This window comes from Shewanella fodinae (assembly GCF_014651955.1).
Taxonomy (GTDB): Bacteria; Pseudomonadota; Gammaproteobacteria; order Enterobacterales; family Shewanellaceae; genus Shewanella; species Shewanella fodinae.
In genome coordinates, this window is sequence record NZ_BMXW01000037.1 from 1 (window position 1) to 16,481 (window position 16,481).

General features: G+C 44.6%; 17 protein-coding genes. 8 read left to right on the top strand and 9 right to left on the bottom strand.

Annotation, left to right across the window (positions count from 1 at the left end; genetic code table 11):
* Nucleotides 1-425 precede the first annotated feature (425 nt).
* From IE064_RS17850 to IE064_RS17860, 3 genes are all read left to right on the top strand, one after another.
* The gene (locus IE064_RS17850; protein ID WP_189619019.1) at nt 426-776 is read left to right on the top strand and encodes a hypothetical protein; all 351 of its coding nucleotides are present in this window, start codon (nt 426-428) and stop codon (nt 774-776) included.
* Between the two features lie 61 nt (nt 777-837).
* Nucleotides 838-1,740, top strand: a complete 903-nt coding sequence (locus IE064_RS17855; protein WP_189619020.1) for a 1,4-dihydroxy-2-naphthoyl-CoA synthase — start codon at nt 838-840, stop codon at nt 1,738-1,740.
* Nucleotides 1,741-1,841: 101 nt separating this feature from the next.
* Nucleotides 1,842-2,033: a DUF2061 domain-containing protein gene (locus IE064_RS17860; protein ID WP_133040740.1), complete on the top strand. Its 192-nt coding sequence runs from the start codon at nt 1,842-1,844 to the stop codon at nt 2,031-2,033.
* Nucleotides 2,034-2,097: 64 nt separating this feature from the next.
* On the opposite strand, the gene cyoE is transcribed toward IE064_RS17860, so the two are convergent.
* Genes cyoE through cyoA form a run of 5 tightly spaced genes read right to left on the bottom strand, consistent with a single transcriptional unit; the run spans nt 2,098 to nt 6,908 of the window.
* Nucleotides 2,098-2,982: a heme o synthase gene (gene cyoE, locus IE064_RS17865; protein ID WP_133040635.1), complete on the bottom strand. Its 885-nt coding sequence runs from the start codon at nt 2,980-2,982 to the stop codon at nt 2,098-2,100.
* 11 nt (nt 2,983-2,993) lie between these two features.
* On the bottom strand, nt 2,994-3,329 hold the full coding sequence (gene cyoD / locus IE064_RS17870; RefSeq protein ID WP_207571821.1) for a cytochrome o ubiquinol oxidase subunit IV: 336 nt from the start codon (nt 3,327-3,329) through the stop codon (nt 2,994-2,996).
* Entirely contained in the window at nt 3,329-3,940 is a 612-nt protein-coding gene (gene cyoC, locus IE064_RS17875) for a cytochrome o ubiquinol oxidase subunit III (protein ID WP_133040634.1), read from the bottom strand. Before cyoC ends, cyoD begins: the two co-directional genes overlap by 1 nt.
* Nucleotides 3,937-5,922, bottom strand: a complete 1,986-nt coding sequence (gene cyoB / locus IE064_RS17880; protein WP_189619021.1) for a cytochrome o ubiquinol oxidase subunit I — start codon at nt 5,920-5,922, stop codon at nt 3,937-3,939. Before cyoB ends, cyoC begins: the two co-directional genes overlap by 4 nt.
* 8 nt (nt 5,923-5,930) lie before the next feature.
* The gene (cyoA, locus tag IE064_RS17885) at nt 5,931-6,908 is read right to left on the bottom strand and encodes a ubiquinol oxidase subunit II (RefSeq protein ID WP_189619022.1); all 978 of its coding nucleotides are present in this window, start codon (nt 6,906-6,908) and stop codon (nt 5,931-5,933) included.
* A gap of 956 nt (nt 6,909-7,864) precedes the next feature.
* Here cyoA and IE064_RS17890 point away from each other — a divergent pair.
* Nucleotides 7,865-8,644 carry a hypothetical protein gene (locus IE064_RS17890; protein WP_189619023.1) on the top strand — a complete coding sequence of 260 codons (780 nt, stop codon included), beginning with the start codon at nt 7,865-7,867 and terminating at the stop codon, nt 8,642-8,644.
* A gap of 36 nt (nt 8,645-8,680) precedes the next feature.
* Here IE064_RS17890 and cysM read toward each other — a convergent pair whose 3' ends face one another.
* On the bottom strand, nt 8,681-9,559 hold the full coding sequence (gene cysM / locus IE064_RS17895) for a cysteine synthase CysM (protein ID WP_189619024.1): 879 nt from the start codon (nt 9,557-9,559) through the stop codon (nt 8,681-8,683).
* 212 nt (nt 9,560-9,771) lie between these two features.
* Between cysM and cysP the strand changes: the two genes are divergently transcribed.
* The 4 genes from cysP (at nt 9,772) to IE064_RS17915 (ending at nt 13,785) form a co-directional block, all read left to right on the top strand.
* Nucleotides 9,772-10,779 carry a thiosulfate ABC transporter substrate-binding protein CysP gene (gene cysP, locus IE064_RS17900; protein WP_189619025.1) on the top strand — a complete coding sequence of 336 codons (1,008 nt, stop codon included), beginning with the start codon at nt 9,772-9,774 and terminating at the stop codon, nt 10,777-10,779.
* 157 nt (nt 10,780-10,936) lie between these two features.
* The gene (gene cysT, locus IE064_RS17905; RefSeq protein WP_189619026.1) at nt 10,937-11,782 is read left to right on the top strand and encodes a sulfate ABC transporter permease subunit CysT; all 846 of its coding nucleotides are present in this window, start codon (nt 10,937-10,939) and stop codon (nt 11,780-11,782) included.
* Nucleotides 11,783-11,791: 9 nt separating this feature from the next.
* Entirely contained in the window at nt 11,792-12,658 is an 867-nt protein-coding gene (gene cysW / locus IE064_RS17910) for a sulfate ABC transporter permease subunit CysW (protein WP_189619027.1), read from the top strand.
* Nucleotides 12,655-13,785 carry a sulfate/molybdate ABC transporter ATP-binding protein gene (locus tag IE064_RS17915; protein WP_189619028.1) on the top strand — a complete coding sequence of 377 codons (1,131 nt, stop codon included), beginning with the start codon at nt 12,655-12,657 and terminating at the stop codon, nt 13,783-13,785. Before cysW ends, IE064_RS17915 begins: the two co-directional genes overlap by 4 nt.
* Before the next feature lie 416 nt (nt 13,786-14,201).
* On the opposite strand, the gene IE064_RS17920 is transcribed toward IE064_RS17915, so the two are convergent.
* The 3 genes from IE064_RS17920 to IE064_RS17930 all read right to left on the bottom strand — a co-directional run bounded on the left by IE064_RS17920 (nt 14,202) and on the right by IE064_RS17930 (nt 16,163).
* Complete coding sequence (locus IE064_RS17920; RefSeq protein ID WP_189619029.1) at nt 14,202-14,948, bottom strand: outer membrane protein OmpK; 747 nt, start codon at nt 14,946-14,948, stop codon at nt 14,202-14,204.
* 92 nt (nt 14,949-15,040) lie between these two features.
* Nucleotides 15,041-15,409 carry a cytochrome c3 family protein gene (locus IE064_RS17925; protein WP_189619030.1) on the bottom strand — a complete coding sequence of 123 codons (369 nt, stop codon included), beginning with the start codon at nt 15,407-15,409 and terminating at the stop codon, nt 15,041-15,043.
* 40 nt (nt 15,410-15,449) lie between these two features.
* Nucleotides 15,450-16,163: a Crp/Fnr family transcriptional regulator gene (locus IE064_RS17930; protein WP_189619031.1), complete on the bottom strand. Its 714-nt coding sequence runs from the start codon at nt 16,161-16,163 to the stop codon at nt 15,450-15,452.
* Nucleotides 16,164-16,481: the final 318 nt, after the last annotated feature.

The window sequence follows — 16,481 nt, forward strand, 5'->3', positions numbered from 1 at the left end:
ACCACCCCAACTTGGCGTCAAGTGGCTTGCGCCAATCTTTTTTCGCCCAGACAATTCAGCTTCGCTGCCTTGCCTGCAACACCGCCAGCGCTTCGCTGTTGCCGTGTCAGTGGGTGCGCATTATAGGCCCCCAGCTTGTTTGCGCAAGAGCTAAATCGAAGTTTTTTTTCGTTTGTTCAAGAAACCATCCAACCGCTTAAAAGTTAAATAGTTTGGGTGCAAAAAAGCGGCTAATGACCAGCTTTTGTAGGGAATAACGCTGAACATCCGTTTATTCAGTGTAGGCCTTGGCCAATTTTTTTCCTGTAAATTTTAATATTTTTTGGGTCAGTATTTGGATGTTGATATGGATTTCTACACTATTTGTTGCCGCAAGCTTGAAGTAAGATGACTTATCTCACGCAGAAATAGATGAAGAAAGCACTATGAGAGGATGGATTATTTTGGCGGTATTGGCAGCGGTTATCTATTACCTAGCGACTAAGACAGACAAGCTAGATCAACCCATTGCCCAAACAGAAGCACTGTTGAATAAAGTCGAGCGCAAGCTTGATGCCATGACCGGTACGCAGATCATACGTATTGATCAGAAGCGCACTAAACTAAGGTCTTCTCTTGCTGAACGGTTATCTGACCCAGAGCTACAGGAATTGAATCGGGTACTGCAGACCCCTGACACATTCGCCGATTTTAAAGATCACTACTGTAAAGGAAATGTGGTTTCTCATCCGGTTTTTAGCAAAGATAACCTGTTTTTTATCTGCGATAACTTCTAATCATTTATTCATAACCAATAGTGACTTTGAGTCACTTTCTTTTTATCTAAGGGCCGCAACTATGTCGCAATTTGTATCTGATATCTTTGACGCCGAGCTTTGGGAACAGGTCCCAGGTTTTGATTTTGAAGATGTGACTTATCACAGAGCTAAGGAACAGGGTACGGTTCGTATCGCTATTAACCGACCCGATTGCCTGAATGCCTTTCGTCCCAAAACCGTTGATGAGCTTTATACAGCCCTAGATCATGCGCGCCAATGGTCTGATGTAGGTTGTGTGTTACTGACTGGCAATGGCCCGTCAGCAAAAGGTCAATGGGCCTTTTCCTCCGGTGGAGATCAACGTATTCGTGGCAAGGATGGTTATAAGTACGAGGGCGTGGAAACAGGAAAAGCTGACTTAGCTCGCATGGGTAGATTGCATATTCTTGAGGTGCAGCGTCTAATCCGTTTTATGCCCAAAGTGGTGATAGCGGTAGTGCCTGGCTGGGCGGTTGGCGGTGGTCATAGTTTGCACGTAGTGTGCGATTTAACACTGGCATCTAAAGAACACGCCATTTTTAAGCAAACAGATCCCGATGTTGCCAGCTTTGATTCCGGTTATGGCAGTGCTTACTTAGCAAAAATGATTGGACAAAAGCGAGCACGGGAGATTTTCTTCTGTGGCTTCAATTACAGCGCCGATGAAGCCTTTGCCATGGGGATGGTCAACAGATCAGTACCTCACGCTGAGTTGGAGCGGGAAGCGTTGCGTTGGGCTAAGGAAATCAACTCTAAGAGTCCAACCGCGATGCGCATGCTTAAATATGGATTTAACCTGCCTGATGATGGCTTAGTGGGACAGCAGTTATTTGCCGGGGAAGCAACTCGACTTGCCTATGGCACAGCCGAGGCACAGGAAGGGCGCGATGCTTTTCTGGAAAAACGCGATCAGGACTTTTCGGCATTCCCTTGGTATTACTGAAATAGGAAACGAAATGTCGTTTAGAATAATCGATTCCCTCCACTTTACTTATAAATGATAACCATTATCATTAAATCATACGTGTTAGATGGGGTGGAATGATGATCAAGACATTAACTTTTGCGGTGTTGCATTTCAGTGTGGCATTCACAATTACCTATCTTTTGACAGGTAGCGTGTTAGTCGGCGGTGCTGTCGCTTTAATTGAACCCAGCATCAATACCGTGGTGTTTTACTTTCACGACAAGATCTGGAAGAAGTGGGAAGCAAAGCATCCAGCAGTTGCCATGTAGTATAAAGTCAACAAAAACAAGAAAGCCTGGTAGCGATGACCAGGCTTTTTACTTGCGGTTAGCTTCACAACTGCACAAATAGTTGTGGTGTAACCATTCTGAAATCAAGCGCCATGGTGATACTCAGTGCGGTGATGGTAAAAATGGAAAAAGCAAACACCTGACGTGCCCAACCATTAACATCAACATCGCTACGATAGCCCCGCAAGGCCATTGCCAGCCACCATAAACTGGTAGAACAGGCCACTATCATAAACGCCGTTCCGGTATAACCACTCAGAGGCAGCAATGCCGTCACAATACTGAACACCGCAATGTAAAGCACAATATGCAGCTTCGCTTTGGCGATACCCTGTGCTACCGGCAATACTGGAATATTTGCAGCTTTATAGTCATCGTAGCGAAAAATAGCGATGGCATATGAATGCGGCATCTGCCACAGACAAAACATCAGCAACAATATCGCAGCACCCGCATCAAACTGGCCTGCAACCGCACAATACCCTACCACAGGAGGAACTGCGCCAGAGAGACTTCCGACCATAGTTCCATAAACCGACTTACGCTTCATATACAGGCTATAAAAGCCAACATAGACAACGAAGCCGATAGCTGCAAATAAGGTCGCCATAGCGTTAGTGCAGGTTGCAAGCACGGCAAACCCAACACATCCCAACAGCACACCGAACCAAAACGCTTTGGATGCAGACAATTCGCCCGTCACCGTGACTCGGTTACGGGTACGTTTCATCTTGGCGTCAATATCACGATCTATGCAGTTGTTGATGGCACAGCCAGAAGCAACAACCAAAGATAAGCCGACAACAGCTGCTAACATCAAGAACCAGTCTATATGTCCACGGGAGGCAAGAAAAAATCCTCCAGCAACCGAGATCAGATTACCGATGATGATGCCGGGCTTAGTGACGTTGAGATAGGGTTTTATCATGGCGCCATTACTCACATGTACATCATTAAGGCATTAGCGCTGTAGATAATCCAAATAGATAATCCAACCACTAACCCAATAATCACAGCCGAGAAGATAAATGCAATCGCATTTTCCTTGCCATGTGGCGTGAAATCCAGATGTAGAAAGTATTTCAAATGCACGATTATCTGCACAACCGCCATAACCACAACCAACACAACAGTCGCAGGTTTGCTTAACTGGTGAGTCATGACCGCCCAGAATGGGATAGCTGTCAGGATAATCGACAGCACAAATCCAATCAGATAGGACTTAGCACTGCCGTGGCCGTCATCATGAGCCGCTTGATTAGCCATATCACTCATTAGATTACCCCCATCAGGTACACAACAGTAAACACACAGATCCAGATAACATCTAGGAAGTGCCAGAACATGCTCAGGCATCCCAAACGGGTCAGGGTACGATTACCTAAACCACGTTTGATCACTTCCAGCATCATGATAGCCATCCAGATCAAACCGGCGGTCACGTGCAGACCATGCATCCCCACCAGCGCAAAAAATGCGGATAAAAACGCACTACGATCAGGACCATTACCTTGGGCAATCAAGTGGTGGAATTCGTTGATCTCCATGCCGATAAACACCGCACCGAAGATAAATGTAATCACCAACCAGCCTAGCGTGCCTGATACGTTTTTCTTATGTGCTGCCAGCATGGCAAAGCCATAAGTGATACTACTGAGCAACAGCGCTGCGGTTTCTACCGCAACATAATCAAGCTCAAAAATATCGTGACCAGATACTCCACCGGCAGTGTTCATATACAACACAGCATAGGTGGCAAAGACAGACGCAAACAACAAACAGTCTGTCATCAAGTAAAGCCAGAAACCAAATAGCGTGACCTTACCAGTATCGTGATGATGCTCGTCGTGTGCGCCGGCATCCATAGTGTGACTCAGGGTGCTCATGCTGCAACCTCCGCAACATTTTTCAGATGGGCTTCTTCAATACGTTTTACTTCATCAGGCTGTACGTAATAGTCCACATCGGTGTTATAAGCCCGGACAATGAAGATGCCGATAGTGCCGACAAATCCTACGATAGCTAACCACCAGATATGCCATATCAAGGCAAAGCCCATGACAGTTAGCGCTGCGCCCATCAATACGCCAGCAGAGGTATTTTTCGGCATATGAATTGGTGCGTACTCAGCCTGTTTAGCGTAAGCAGTACCGTTTTCCTTCGCTTCCATGAAAGCATCAATGCTATGCACTTCAGGTGTTTTGGCGAAGTTATAGAACTGTGGTGGTGATGCTGTTGACCATTCCAGGGTACGAGCACCCCATGGATCACCGGTAGTATCCAGATTCTGCTTCCGATCACGGATAGAAACGTACAACTGAGTGAACTGGAAGATAATGCCCAGCAGGATGATAAAGGCACCTACGCAAGCGATATACAACCAGATGTTCCAATCAGGATTATCAGTATGATTCAGACGACGAGTCATACCGAGGAAGCCTAGGACATACAGCGGCATAAAGGCAACATAGAAACCTATCTGCCAACACCAGAAAGCCGCTTTACCATATTTAGCATTGAGTTTGAAGCCGGTTGCTTTCGGGAACCAGTATGAGAACCCAGCCAGGTAACCAAATACCGCGCCACCAATAATGGTGTTATGGAAGTGAGCAATCAGGAACAGACTGTTATGCAATACAAAGTCGGCACCAGGTACTGCCAGCAGCACCCCGGTCATACCACCAATGGTAAAGGTGGTCATCGCGCCCAAGGTCCACAACATGGGTACAGTGATACGCACCTTGCCGCGGAACATAGTGAAGATCCAGTTGAACAGCTTCACACCGGTTGGCACCGCGATAATCATCGTCATAACGCCAAAGAAAGCATTAACGTTAGCGCCGGAACCCATGGTAAAGAAGTGATGCAACCATACGATAAAACCAAGGATAGAGATCGCGCCGTTGGCCATAATCATTGAGGTGTAACCAAACAGTTTCTTAGAACTGAAGGTCGCCACAATCTCAGAGAAAATCCCAAACGCTGGCAGCACCAGAATATATACCTCTGGATGTCCCCAAGCCCAGAACAGGTTGATGTACATCATGGCGTTACCACCCGCTTCATTTGTAAAGAAGTGGAAATCCAGATAACGATCCAATGTCAGCAAGCCAAGGGTAGCGGTCAGAATGGGGAATGAAGCCACAATCAGGATGTTGGCCCAGGTACAAGCCCAGGTAAACACCGGTATCTGCATCAACTTCATACCAGGAGCGCGCATCTTAAATACAGTTACCAAGAAGTTCACGCCCGTGAGCAAGGTACCTAGCCCCGATATCTGCAACGCCCAGATGTAATAATCAACCCCAACCCCCGGACTATATGTCAGTTCCGACAGTGGTGGATACGCTACCCAACCGGTACGAGCGAATTCACCAACCCCTAAAGAGATATTGATTAACACCGCACCAGATGCAGTTAACCAGAAACTGAGGTTATTCAGGAACGGGAAGGCCACGTCACGTGCGCCAATCTGCAATGGCACAACAATATTCATCAAACCGATCATAAATGGCATCGCCATGAAGATGATCATGATGACACCGTGAGCACTGAAGATCTGGTCATAATGTTCTGGTGGCAGATAACCTGTTGCACCATTAGTCGCTAGGGCTAATTGGGTTCGCATCATGATGGCATCAGCGAAACCACGGACTAACATGATCATCGCCACAACGATGTACATGATCCCCAGTCGTTTATGATCCACTGAGGTGATCCAGTTATTCCAGAGCATTCCCCAGGCTTTGTACTTGGTTAAGATGGCTAGCAGTGCCAGCCCACCCACAGCAATCGCTGCGAGTGTAACCATAATAATGGGTTCATGGTAAGGAACCGCATCAAGAGAGAGTTTACCTAATAAAGACATGTCGACTCCTACGCCTCCCCATTGGCTTTGGCGTGTTCAACAGCTGATGACGAATCATGATGCATAATATGCATACTAGGCTCTGCAGCTTCAGTACTGCCGTGCCCTTGGTGTTCGCCATGCTCGTTACCGCCCTTGCCCCAATCGTTATAGTGCTGCATATATTTCATCACAATCTGATGGAACAGACCGTCTTGAACAGCCCCGTAATATTGCACTGGGTTATTTTCGCTGGGTTTAGCCAACTCGTCATAGCTCTGAGAATTCAGCACAGCGTTATTGGATTTAACAGACGCTACCCAATTATTAAAATCAGCATCCGTTGGTGTTGCCGTAGCCTTGAACTTCATGCCAGTAAAGCCTGCACCACTGTAGTTGGCAGACATACCATCAAAAGTACCTGCTTCGTTAGCAATCAGGTGCAACTTAGTTTCCATCCCGGCCATAGAATAGATCTGGCTACCCAACTGGGGGATAAAGAACGAGTTCATCGTCGAATCAGATGTAATCTTGAATTGCACCGGAACATCTTTCGGAAACACTAACTCATTGACAGTGGCGATCCCCTGTTCAGGATAAATAAATAGCCACTTCCAGTTGAGAGAAACCACTTCCACCGTCAGATGATCACGTTCATGATCCAATGGACGATAGGGATCCAACTCATGAGTAGTTTTCCAGGTAATAGTCCCCAGAATAACAATGATGATAATCGGAACTATCCAAACAATAGTTTCGATTTTGTTTGAGTGCGCCCATTTGGGCATATAGAGTTCGTCGCGACCTTCACGGTATTTCCATGCAAAGAACAGGGTCATAAAGATTACCGGAACGACTACCAACAACATTAGTACGGTAGCGACGATAATCAGATTTTTCTCCTGCAACCCCACATGACCTTTCGGGTCGAGCACGCCCCCCTCACAGCCAGCCAGGAATAACACCATGGCGGCCAAAGCGACTTTACTTAGGCTACGAATAAACACAAAGAACCCTCCTCTAACGACAGAGGTTGATAACATCCACTGCCAGAAAGGCAGCAGCGTGAACAACGCTATTGATACCGGACCGAGAGCTTGCGGCGACGATATAATAGACGCCAGAACCAATCTGTATAAATCAAACCTTTGGATAGTAGCGAAAAACCAAACCCCAGTTCGAGAAAATACTGATTACTTAACTTCCCGACACTGCTATCACAGGTTTAACGGAAAACTCCTTTGAAAACAGACATACAAGCCCAAATTCAACGGTGATATCCGACAACAAAGGTTAGCCCGACAATTGACTTACGCCACTTAAGCCCACAAACAAAATGTGAGTTTTGTCCGCACAGTTCGATAAACGTGAAGATTATCACAAAAATATTCTGAACACACAATGGTTAAGTGGTTAAACCGAACGTTGTCTCCTTACTCAATACAGACGATATCCTGCCCCCATTCATGTTGGTAACTACAAATACAACATATTGAATGAGTTGAAGAAATATTCACAACTCCTTAATTAAAAATGCAGTGATATTAGCACGATGAAATTTTTCGATGATAACTATGCTAAGTTGATGCGCTAAGTTGATGCTATCTGCTTAACTGAAAATAAACACATCTTGCGCCTGCAAATACTGGTCGTCTCACATTTGTCGTTGATAGACAGAGCCTTTTCGTAACCTATCCCTCGCTAGGAAACTAAACCTTCTGCCACGCGGTAACCAAACAGCTATGAAAACAGCGTGGATAAAATAGTCAAAGGAGAACCGTTATCAGGACTTGCAAACTACCGAATGATGCCTTGAACACGTTAACCACAACATACAGTTTAGCGAGGAAGTCTATAGAAAACTTAACCACAAGGAGCCAATAGCAGCCAATGCTAGCTGAACTTTTGCGCATTCTATAGTTCAAAATAACACGTTGATATAGATAACTTTTGCAAGGATTGCATGGTTTTCCAACCACAGGTATTAATTGATCATCAACAAAAACTTAACGCCAGGCCATTGTGGCGTTATCTGCTTCCTGTCGCGCTATTCCATATGGTGATAACGGCATACTTTTCTTACCCAACAACACCATCAACGCTGATACCCACTCTTATCGCCACACCAACGCCAATTCACGCATTTTTGTATCAAGCACCAGCTAAAAACATCGTCGCATCAACACCGCAAGCTACAACTAGCAGCACAGTGAAAACCTTGTCGACGACTCAGCGCCTCAACGTACGCCAAGCGGCAGAAAAACCACCGCAGCCACGCAACGACAACTCCACCGCAAAAACCACCATCAGCGCTACAGAGCAGGAAACACCGAACGCTTCGGCAACCGCTAATCCACCAGAAACAACAGCGGTAAAAACCTCTGATATACGAAACATCACCGCTCGTTATCTGCAGCAACAACAATCAGAGACGTTAAATCAAATAGCAACAGAGCACGCCAGACAACAAACCGCACCCAAAACACTGAGCGTGATGACACCTGAGCCTGCGGCGCTAGTATTGCCAACGCTCTCAATGGACAAACACAACGGTTCACTCGACTCGCCGCTCGATCCCAACCGTATTGTTAAGCAAGGTGACACCTGTTATCGCGTGGTAAAAACGCCGACACAACTTAACCCTGATGCTGAAAATCTGGGGTTTGGTTTTAAATGTGCAATAACTGATGATGAACAACTGCTGGAGGCTTCGCTAAAAAATCGGATAAGTCAGCATCGTTAAGCATGGTTGGATTCATCGCTCCTCAGTTTTTAAACACTAAGAAAAAAGCCCCGAAGAGAGATAACGGTCGCCCCGATCGCAAACGATAGCCACCACCACAGATCCTGGTTGCTGTCGGGCAATAGCCAAAGCCGCAAACACTGCACCACCAGAGCTGACGCCAGCACAAATGCCTTCTTCCCGCGCCAAGGTTCTCGCCATCGCTTTGGCATCTTGTTCTGTAATATCCATCAACAGATCCACGCGCGAAGCATCAAAAATCCCCGGTAGATATTCTTGTGGCCAACGGCGGATACCAGGAATTGAGCTGCCGGATGCCGGCTGCAACCCAACTACCGTAATTTTTGGATTGCGCACTTTCAGGTAACGCGACACGCCCATGATGGTGCCAGTCGTGCCCATGCTGGAGACAAAATGTGTCACCTTGCCATGGGTCTGCTGCCAGATCTCCGGCCCGGTAGTCATAAAATGGGCATTGGCGTTATCCGGGTTATTGAATTGATCCAACACTTTGCCTTTTGCTTCGGCCTGCATAGTCAATGCTAAGTCGCGCGCTTGTTCCATATTGTCCACCAGCAGCAATTCAGCGCCATAAGCCTGCATTGAGTCCTTGCGCTCCTGAGTGGCATCTTTAGGCATGATTAAAATCATCTTGTAGCCTTTGATGGCGGCCGCCATTGCCAGCGCAATGCCGGTATTGCCGCTGGTGGCTTCAATCAAAGTATCACCAGGATGGATCTCTTGCCGTTGCTCGGCCTGCACAATCATATTCAGTGCCGCCCGATCCTTTACCGACCCCGCCGGATTATTGCCTTCTAGTTTCAGTAACACGGTAGAGGAACCACAGTCCAACCGTTGTAAACGTACCAATGGTGTTTGCCCGATACAGCTTTCAATAGTGGGAAAATCAGACACGATATAAGCCCTTTTCTTCATTAAACCTAACTAAACGATGCCATATTCTATGAACCTTACTGTCGCAAAACACAACGAATCGCCACAGCAGCATACAATAAATCGCTCATAGTTATTCCAAAAACTTCTATATAGATACCTTCTTATAAAAATTAACATCTATTAATCTAAGGGCCATCTCACTGACACGGTTTCTGAATTAAGGAGTAAAAATGCCAGTAAAATTACTTAAGACCCTGTTGGGCACCCTATTTTTAGGAACCTCACTCAATGTGGCGGCGGCAGATCAAACGCTGCTGAACTCCTCATATGATATCGCTCGGGAATTATTTAGTGCCTATAACCCAGTATTTGCCAAACATTGGCAGGAACAGACAGGTAAAACCGTTGAGATCAAACAGTCTCATGCTGGGTCGTCCGCGCAAGCCCGTTCGATTCTGCAAGGGTTACCTGCCGATGTGGTCACCTTTAATCAGGTCACTGATGTGCAAATTTTGGCCGATCGCGGCAAGTTGATCCCGGCCAACTGGCAACAACTCCTGCCTAATTCCAGTTCGCCTTACTATTCCACCATTGCATTTCTGGTACGAAAGGGTAATCCAAAGCAGATCAGCGATTGGGGCGACTTAGCCAAGGATGATGTGAAACTGGTGTTTCCCAATCCTAAAACCTCAGGCAATGCACGCTATACCTATTTAGCCGCCTTGGGTTACGCCCAGAAAATCTACGGTAAGGATGACCAAGCAGACCTCGATAGTTTTCTGAAAAAATTCCTCGCCAATGTAGCGGTATTTGATACTGGCGGCCGTGGTGCCACAACCTCATTTGTTGAACGCGGAATTGGCGATGTACTTATTACCTTTGAATCTGAAGTGAACAACATTCGCCAGCAATATGGCAGCGATGATTACCAAGTCGTCGTACCAAAAACCTCGATTTTGGCTGAATTCCCAGTGGCCGTGGTTGAGAAAAATGCCAAACGTAATGGCACACTTGATTTGGCAACCGAGTATCTTAAATATCTATACAGCGAAGATGCCCAACGGCTATTGGCTGGCTTTAACTACCGGGTACACGATGCCAAGGTAAAAGCCGAGTTTGCGGACAAATTTCCCGAAGTTGACCTGCTGACGGTTGAGCAAATCATCGGTGGCTGGGATAACGCCATGAAAACCCAGTTTGCCAATGGTGCTAAGCTTGATCAGCTGTTAAAGCGCTAAACATCCAGGTGTTCAACCTTGAATAACCAGACCTGGGCGAGTCCCGGGTCTGTTGGCCTAATCGAGTAATCAGAGTTATCAAACGACACAATATTGTGTGTTCGGCATATCAATCACAGCGTTAACTCAATTAACCTAATATGCGGTGGCAAATTCAGTGATTTTAACTAATGGGCGCTTGCGCCATAAACGGGTTCTTCCGGGATTCAGCATCAGTTTAGGTGTGTCGTTGCTGTTTGTCAGTTTGATCCTGTTACTGCCAACCACCGGACTGATCATGCAGACCAGCGCGATGAGCTGGTCTGAATATTGGGGAGTGATTGCCGATCCGCGAGTAGTTGCCAGTTATCGCGTCACCCTATTGTCAGCACTAGCCGCATCAATCTTTAATGGCCTGTTTGGACTGTTGCTGGCATGGGTGCTGGTACGCTATGAATTTCCAGGTAAGCGATTATTGGATGCGTTAGTCGACTTACCCTTTGCACTCCCGACCGCCGTTGCCGGTATCACGCTAGCAACCCTGTACGCAGAAAATGGTCAGATTGGCAGCTTACTGGCACATCTTGGCATCAAGGCGGCGTATTCGCCATTGGGGATTGTGGTTGCCATGGTGTTTACCAGTATTCCATTTGTGGTGCGCACTGTGCAGCCGGTGCTTGAAGAACTGTCTCATGATGAAGAAGAAGCGGGGATGACCCTCGGGGCATCGGATCGTGCAGTATTTTGGCGCATCATTTTGCCATCCTTGTGGCCAGCATTATTGGTGGGGACGGCGCTGTCTTTTACGCGTAGTCTCGGTGAATTTGGGGCGGTGATCTTTATCGCAGGCAATATGCCGTATATCAGTGAGATAACCTCGTTGATGATCTTTGTGAAATTGCAGGAATTTGATTTTGCTGGCGCCAGCGCCATAGCCTCGGTGGTGCTGTTGACCTCCTTACTGTTGCTACTGCTGATTAACCTTTGGCAAGCGCGTTATCTGCGACGTATTCGCGGGCGTTAAGGAGCACACATGAACCCATTTAAGCCCGCCAGAGTTGGTGATGCTCCCATCATTAAGTGGAGTCTAATCATCCTCGCCGTATTATTGAGTGGCTTACTATTACTGGTGCCGCTAGCCAGTATTTTTCAACAAGCCTTTGCTGGTGGTTGGCAACTGTATATTCAGCATTTGAGTCAACCAGATGCTCTCCACGCCATTGGCCTCACCTTGATAGTGGCAGCGCTGACCGTACCGATAAACTTAGTGTTTGGGGTACTGCTGGCATGGAGCGTCACCCGCTTTGAATTTCCAGGCCGTAAAATACTGATCACCTTGATTGATATTCCCTTTGCGGTATCGCCTGTGGTTGCCGGCTTACTCTATCTGCTGCTGTACGGCAACAGTGGCTGGCTCGGTGCCTGGTTATTTGAACATGATCTGCAAGTGATGTTTGCTTGGCCCGGAATCGTGTTAGTGACCATCTTTGTCACTTGTCCGTTTGTCGCACGCGAACTCATCCCTTTAATGCAGCAACAGGGGGCCGCAGAAGAAGAAGCAGCAGTGATCCTCGGAGCCTCTTGGTGGCAACTGTTCCGCCGCGTGACCTTACCCAATATCAAATGGGCACTGATTTACGGAGTAATTCTTACTAATGCCAGAGCGGTAGGTGAGTTTGGTGCCGTGGCAGTGGTATCAGGCAATATTCGCGGTGAAACCAATACCTTACCTTTGCATGTGCAATTGCTGTATGAGGATTATCAGGCACAAGCAGCATTTGCCAGCGCCTCTTTACTGGCACTGATAGCCCTATTTACGCTGGCGCTAAAAGCCGCTGTTGAATGGCGGCAACAACGCAGTTTATCCGCTAATAACGATAATGAGCAAAGCCAATTATGAGTATCCGTCTTAGCAATATTTCTAAAAAATTTGGGCCATTTCAGGCACTTTCGCCGCTTGATCTGGATATTGAAGAAGGTGAAATGATCGGTCTGCTGGGGCCATCAGGTTCCGGTAAAACCACCTTACTGCGAATTATTGCCGGGCTGGAAGGTGCGGATAGTGGCCAACTTTATTTTGGTGACCGGGATGTCACCCAAGTCCATGTGCGCGAACGTCATGTGGGTTTTGTGTTCCAGAACTACGCGCTATTTCGTCATATGACCGTTGCTGAAAATGTCGCGTTTGGCCTGCAAGTTATGCCACGTAAACAGCGACCAACAGCTGCCGAGATCCATAAACGGGTATCGCAGCTATTAGACACAGTGCAACTCGGCCATCTGGAGCAACGTTATCCAGAGCAACTCTCTGGTGGACAAAAACAACGTATCGCACTGGCGCGTGCACTGGCGACCCAACCAGAAGTATTGCTGCTGGATGAACCCTTTGGCGCGTTGGATGCAAAAGTCCGTAAGGAACTACGCCGCTGGCTGCGTAGCCTGCATGACGAACTGAAATTCACCAGCGTGTTTGTCACCCATGATCAAGACGAAGCCTTGGAACTGTCTGATCGAGTGGTAGTGATGAGCAATGGTCACATAGAACAGGTTAATACTCCGGCAGCGTTGTATGCGCAGCCAAACAGTCGATTTGTGTTTGATTTTCTTGGCAACGTCAATGTTTTTGCGGCCGAATGGCAACAATCACACTGGCGCAATGGCGCGGCATTTTTAGTCCCACCAGCACAGCCACAGTTACAGCAAAACGGTGCTGTATATGTGCGCAGCCACGAACTGGCGTTATCCGATAAACCCAACAGCCAAGCGAATTTGCCGTTTGAGATTGTTTCCATTACTCCCATTGGCGCGGAAGTTCGGGTGGAGTTAGCAGCACGCGGCTGGCGTAGCGAACAGTTATGGGAAGCAAAATTTACCCACCACCAGTTGCAAGCAATGGGGTTAAAAAGGGGTAATCTGGTTTTTGTGACCCCACAGACTGGCTACTTTTTTGCTGAACAAGGTGACGGTACCGCCACACGCCTTAACTGGCCGTTCCTGCCACCCGGCAGTATTGTTTTTGATATTTAGATAAGGTGAATAAGTCTTAAATTAAAAAATAAAGATAAGATTTTTAATGGAGTTATGTATGCCTGTGTTACTTGGCGAGGACTGAATCGCATATTCTTTAGGCAGTCATCCGTATATTTACAAGAAATAACATTAAGTGGAAGATATTAGTAACCACATTGTTAATTATATTCTGTGGGGTTTTATTATAGCATCACCATAGATGATATTTTTGTTTGCAATCTATTACTCATGATTACTATTTACATATACAATTTATACTTTTCATTATTAAGATATAATAAACCACCTCAATACTATCAAAATTACTGTTTTCTGTTACCATTTCAAGTATAAAAAGTTTAATATATTAAAATTATTTTCAGTTAAATTATAAAGCTTGCGATATGATAAGGTGCCTCATATCGCAAGAATATTTAAAACTTATATTTTAATGAGTAAAAAATACCATCAGAATAACCTTTAACACCCATATTGTTATTACTATATCGGTAGGATAAAGCTAGTCCAAAATTTTCCGTCACATGCCAATCTAAAACAAGCCAGCCATTAAAACCAAAGGATCGTTGCTCACCTGTAATATCAGTGTAAATATCATCTCTAAAGAAGTATTGTTCCTGATTCCACATCACACTAAATTTATTATCAAAGATATCAAAATCTTTTGAAGCAGTTAAAGTAAAATATAATCCATTGTAACCATTTTCCCAACCGCTCATACCTAAACCGCGGTAATCAGCAATTACATAATTTAGTGCTAAAGCAGACTGAAAATACAACCCGTTGTCAAAAACTTTATCCCAACTAACACCTGGCAGCACAATGGTTTCAGACCAGTCAGGTTCATTTTTAACATAAACCTGACTATAAGCATTAAAATCAGAGTCAGGTAAATTTATTTGGCCAATGAGAACAACTTCTATCCCCATCTCTTCCTGATCATCAGGATCTTCAATTAGGACATTTCCATAAAGATCACCGAAGTCTGTTGCATTATACCCGTGTAATTTAACAAACGCATTTTCACTTCGTTGTTTACCAAAAACTTTTTCAGCCTTATGAGACCAATCCATAACTCCGGACTCAAGAGTGAAATCTGATGCGTTTGCTGATAAACTTGAAATATAAATAAGTGAACAAAATATTAACTTAATATTTTTCATATTAAACACCATTGTTTTTTGAAAATAAAAGAGCCGTATAACGGCCCTTTTATAAAAGTGCCATAATTATTTACAAGGGATGTAATAAATTTTTAAGGTACTTTCACATCAAATCTATGATGACAATCTTCATTGCAGTACAACTTAGATTCCTGATGTACCGAATGACAAACACCACATCTAAGTTCACCGACATGAGGCTTGTGAATATTCATTTTTATATTTCTATCTTCCCCTTCGTGTAAATTTATTTCCTTTCTTTTATCCGCTCCACCATGACACGACACACACTTTTCTTGAGATGGTGGAGATTTTGGAGGCATAGCGTCATGGCATTTAACACATGTAACACCTGCATTTTTATGCACATCTACCAATTTTAAATCTCCAGCACTTGCATTTAACGCAAGAGAGAGAAAAATCAATGCGCAAAAATTGATATAATCAAATTTGATTTTCATTTTAATCACCAGTAATCTTTAATGTTAATTAACAATAAGTTCACTTGTATTTATTTTTCAAAATATTGAGTTCTCTTACGTTCAACTTGACACCGTTACAACAACAAATAATAATCCCCATTTTTTTCCACAATGGCATTATTCGCTCGATTGTCTTAGTAGTTGAATACATTAAATAACTCAACTCTTGATATGATAATTTAATAGGAATATAAGAAAATTCATTATCTTCCTTAACGCCTATACTTCTCGCTAATGATAGAAAAAAAGTAGCTAGTCTTTTTTCTGTCATTTTAGTAAACATACAAGCAAACGTTTCGTAATCTGATGCAATACATTTCACACAGTAAGTTTTAATAGCTTCCTTTATTCTATAATTTTGTTCTAAGTGATGTTCTAGTACTTTAATACTAATAACATAGACGTCAGACTCTCTAAGTGCATATACTGTTTCAGATGTCACAGCCATACCAAGATAACCGCAGTAATTTAACATTCGCTTTGGCAATATTATTGTTATAGCCATAGGTTTATTAACATCATCTGTATGGATTGCTTGGCATAACAAACCTTTTTCAACAAGAATCACACTGTCTTTATTTTTTATGTCACCAGTATTTTGGTGGCCAAAAATAATATCTGACGACTTTAAATGAACTCTGTTTGAATATTTTTTCACAAATTCAAAAACTTCTTCCTCGATCTCTGGAATTAGCCATGGTGTGTGACTATATAGTTCGTTAACACTGAACATTATTTGGTCCCATTAGAAATGTGATATATACTAAATTGTATAAAAAATAATCCAACAGATAAAATTTTAGACTTTAAGAATTTCAAATATTTGCTTTATCTCACAGATAGGCAGTTGAAATCTTCTTATTAAAAAAAGCTAAAAACTAATCTATTTGATTTCTTTAGAAAGAAATACACTAGCCATATCTTGTAGGGTCGGAGCACACTTTGAGCAATTTCTAACCAAAGAACACTTTTTCACGGTAGTCATCGCTCCAGCTAGCTTGTTTTAGTTTGTTCCGCTGGCTCGGTGAGCCGCAATCACACTGCCGCAGTA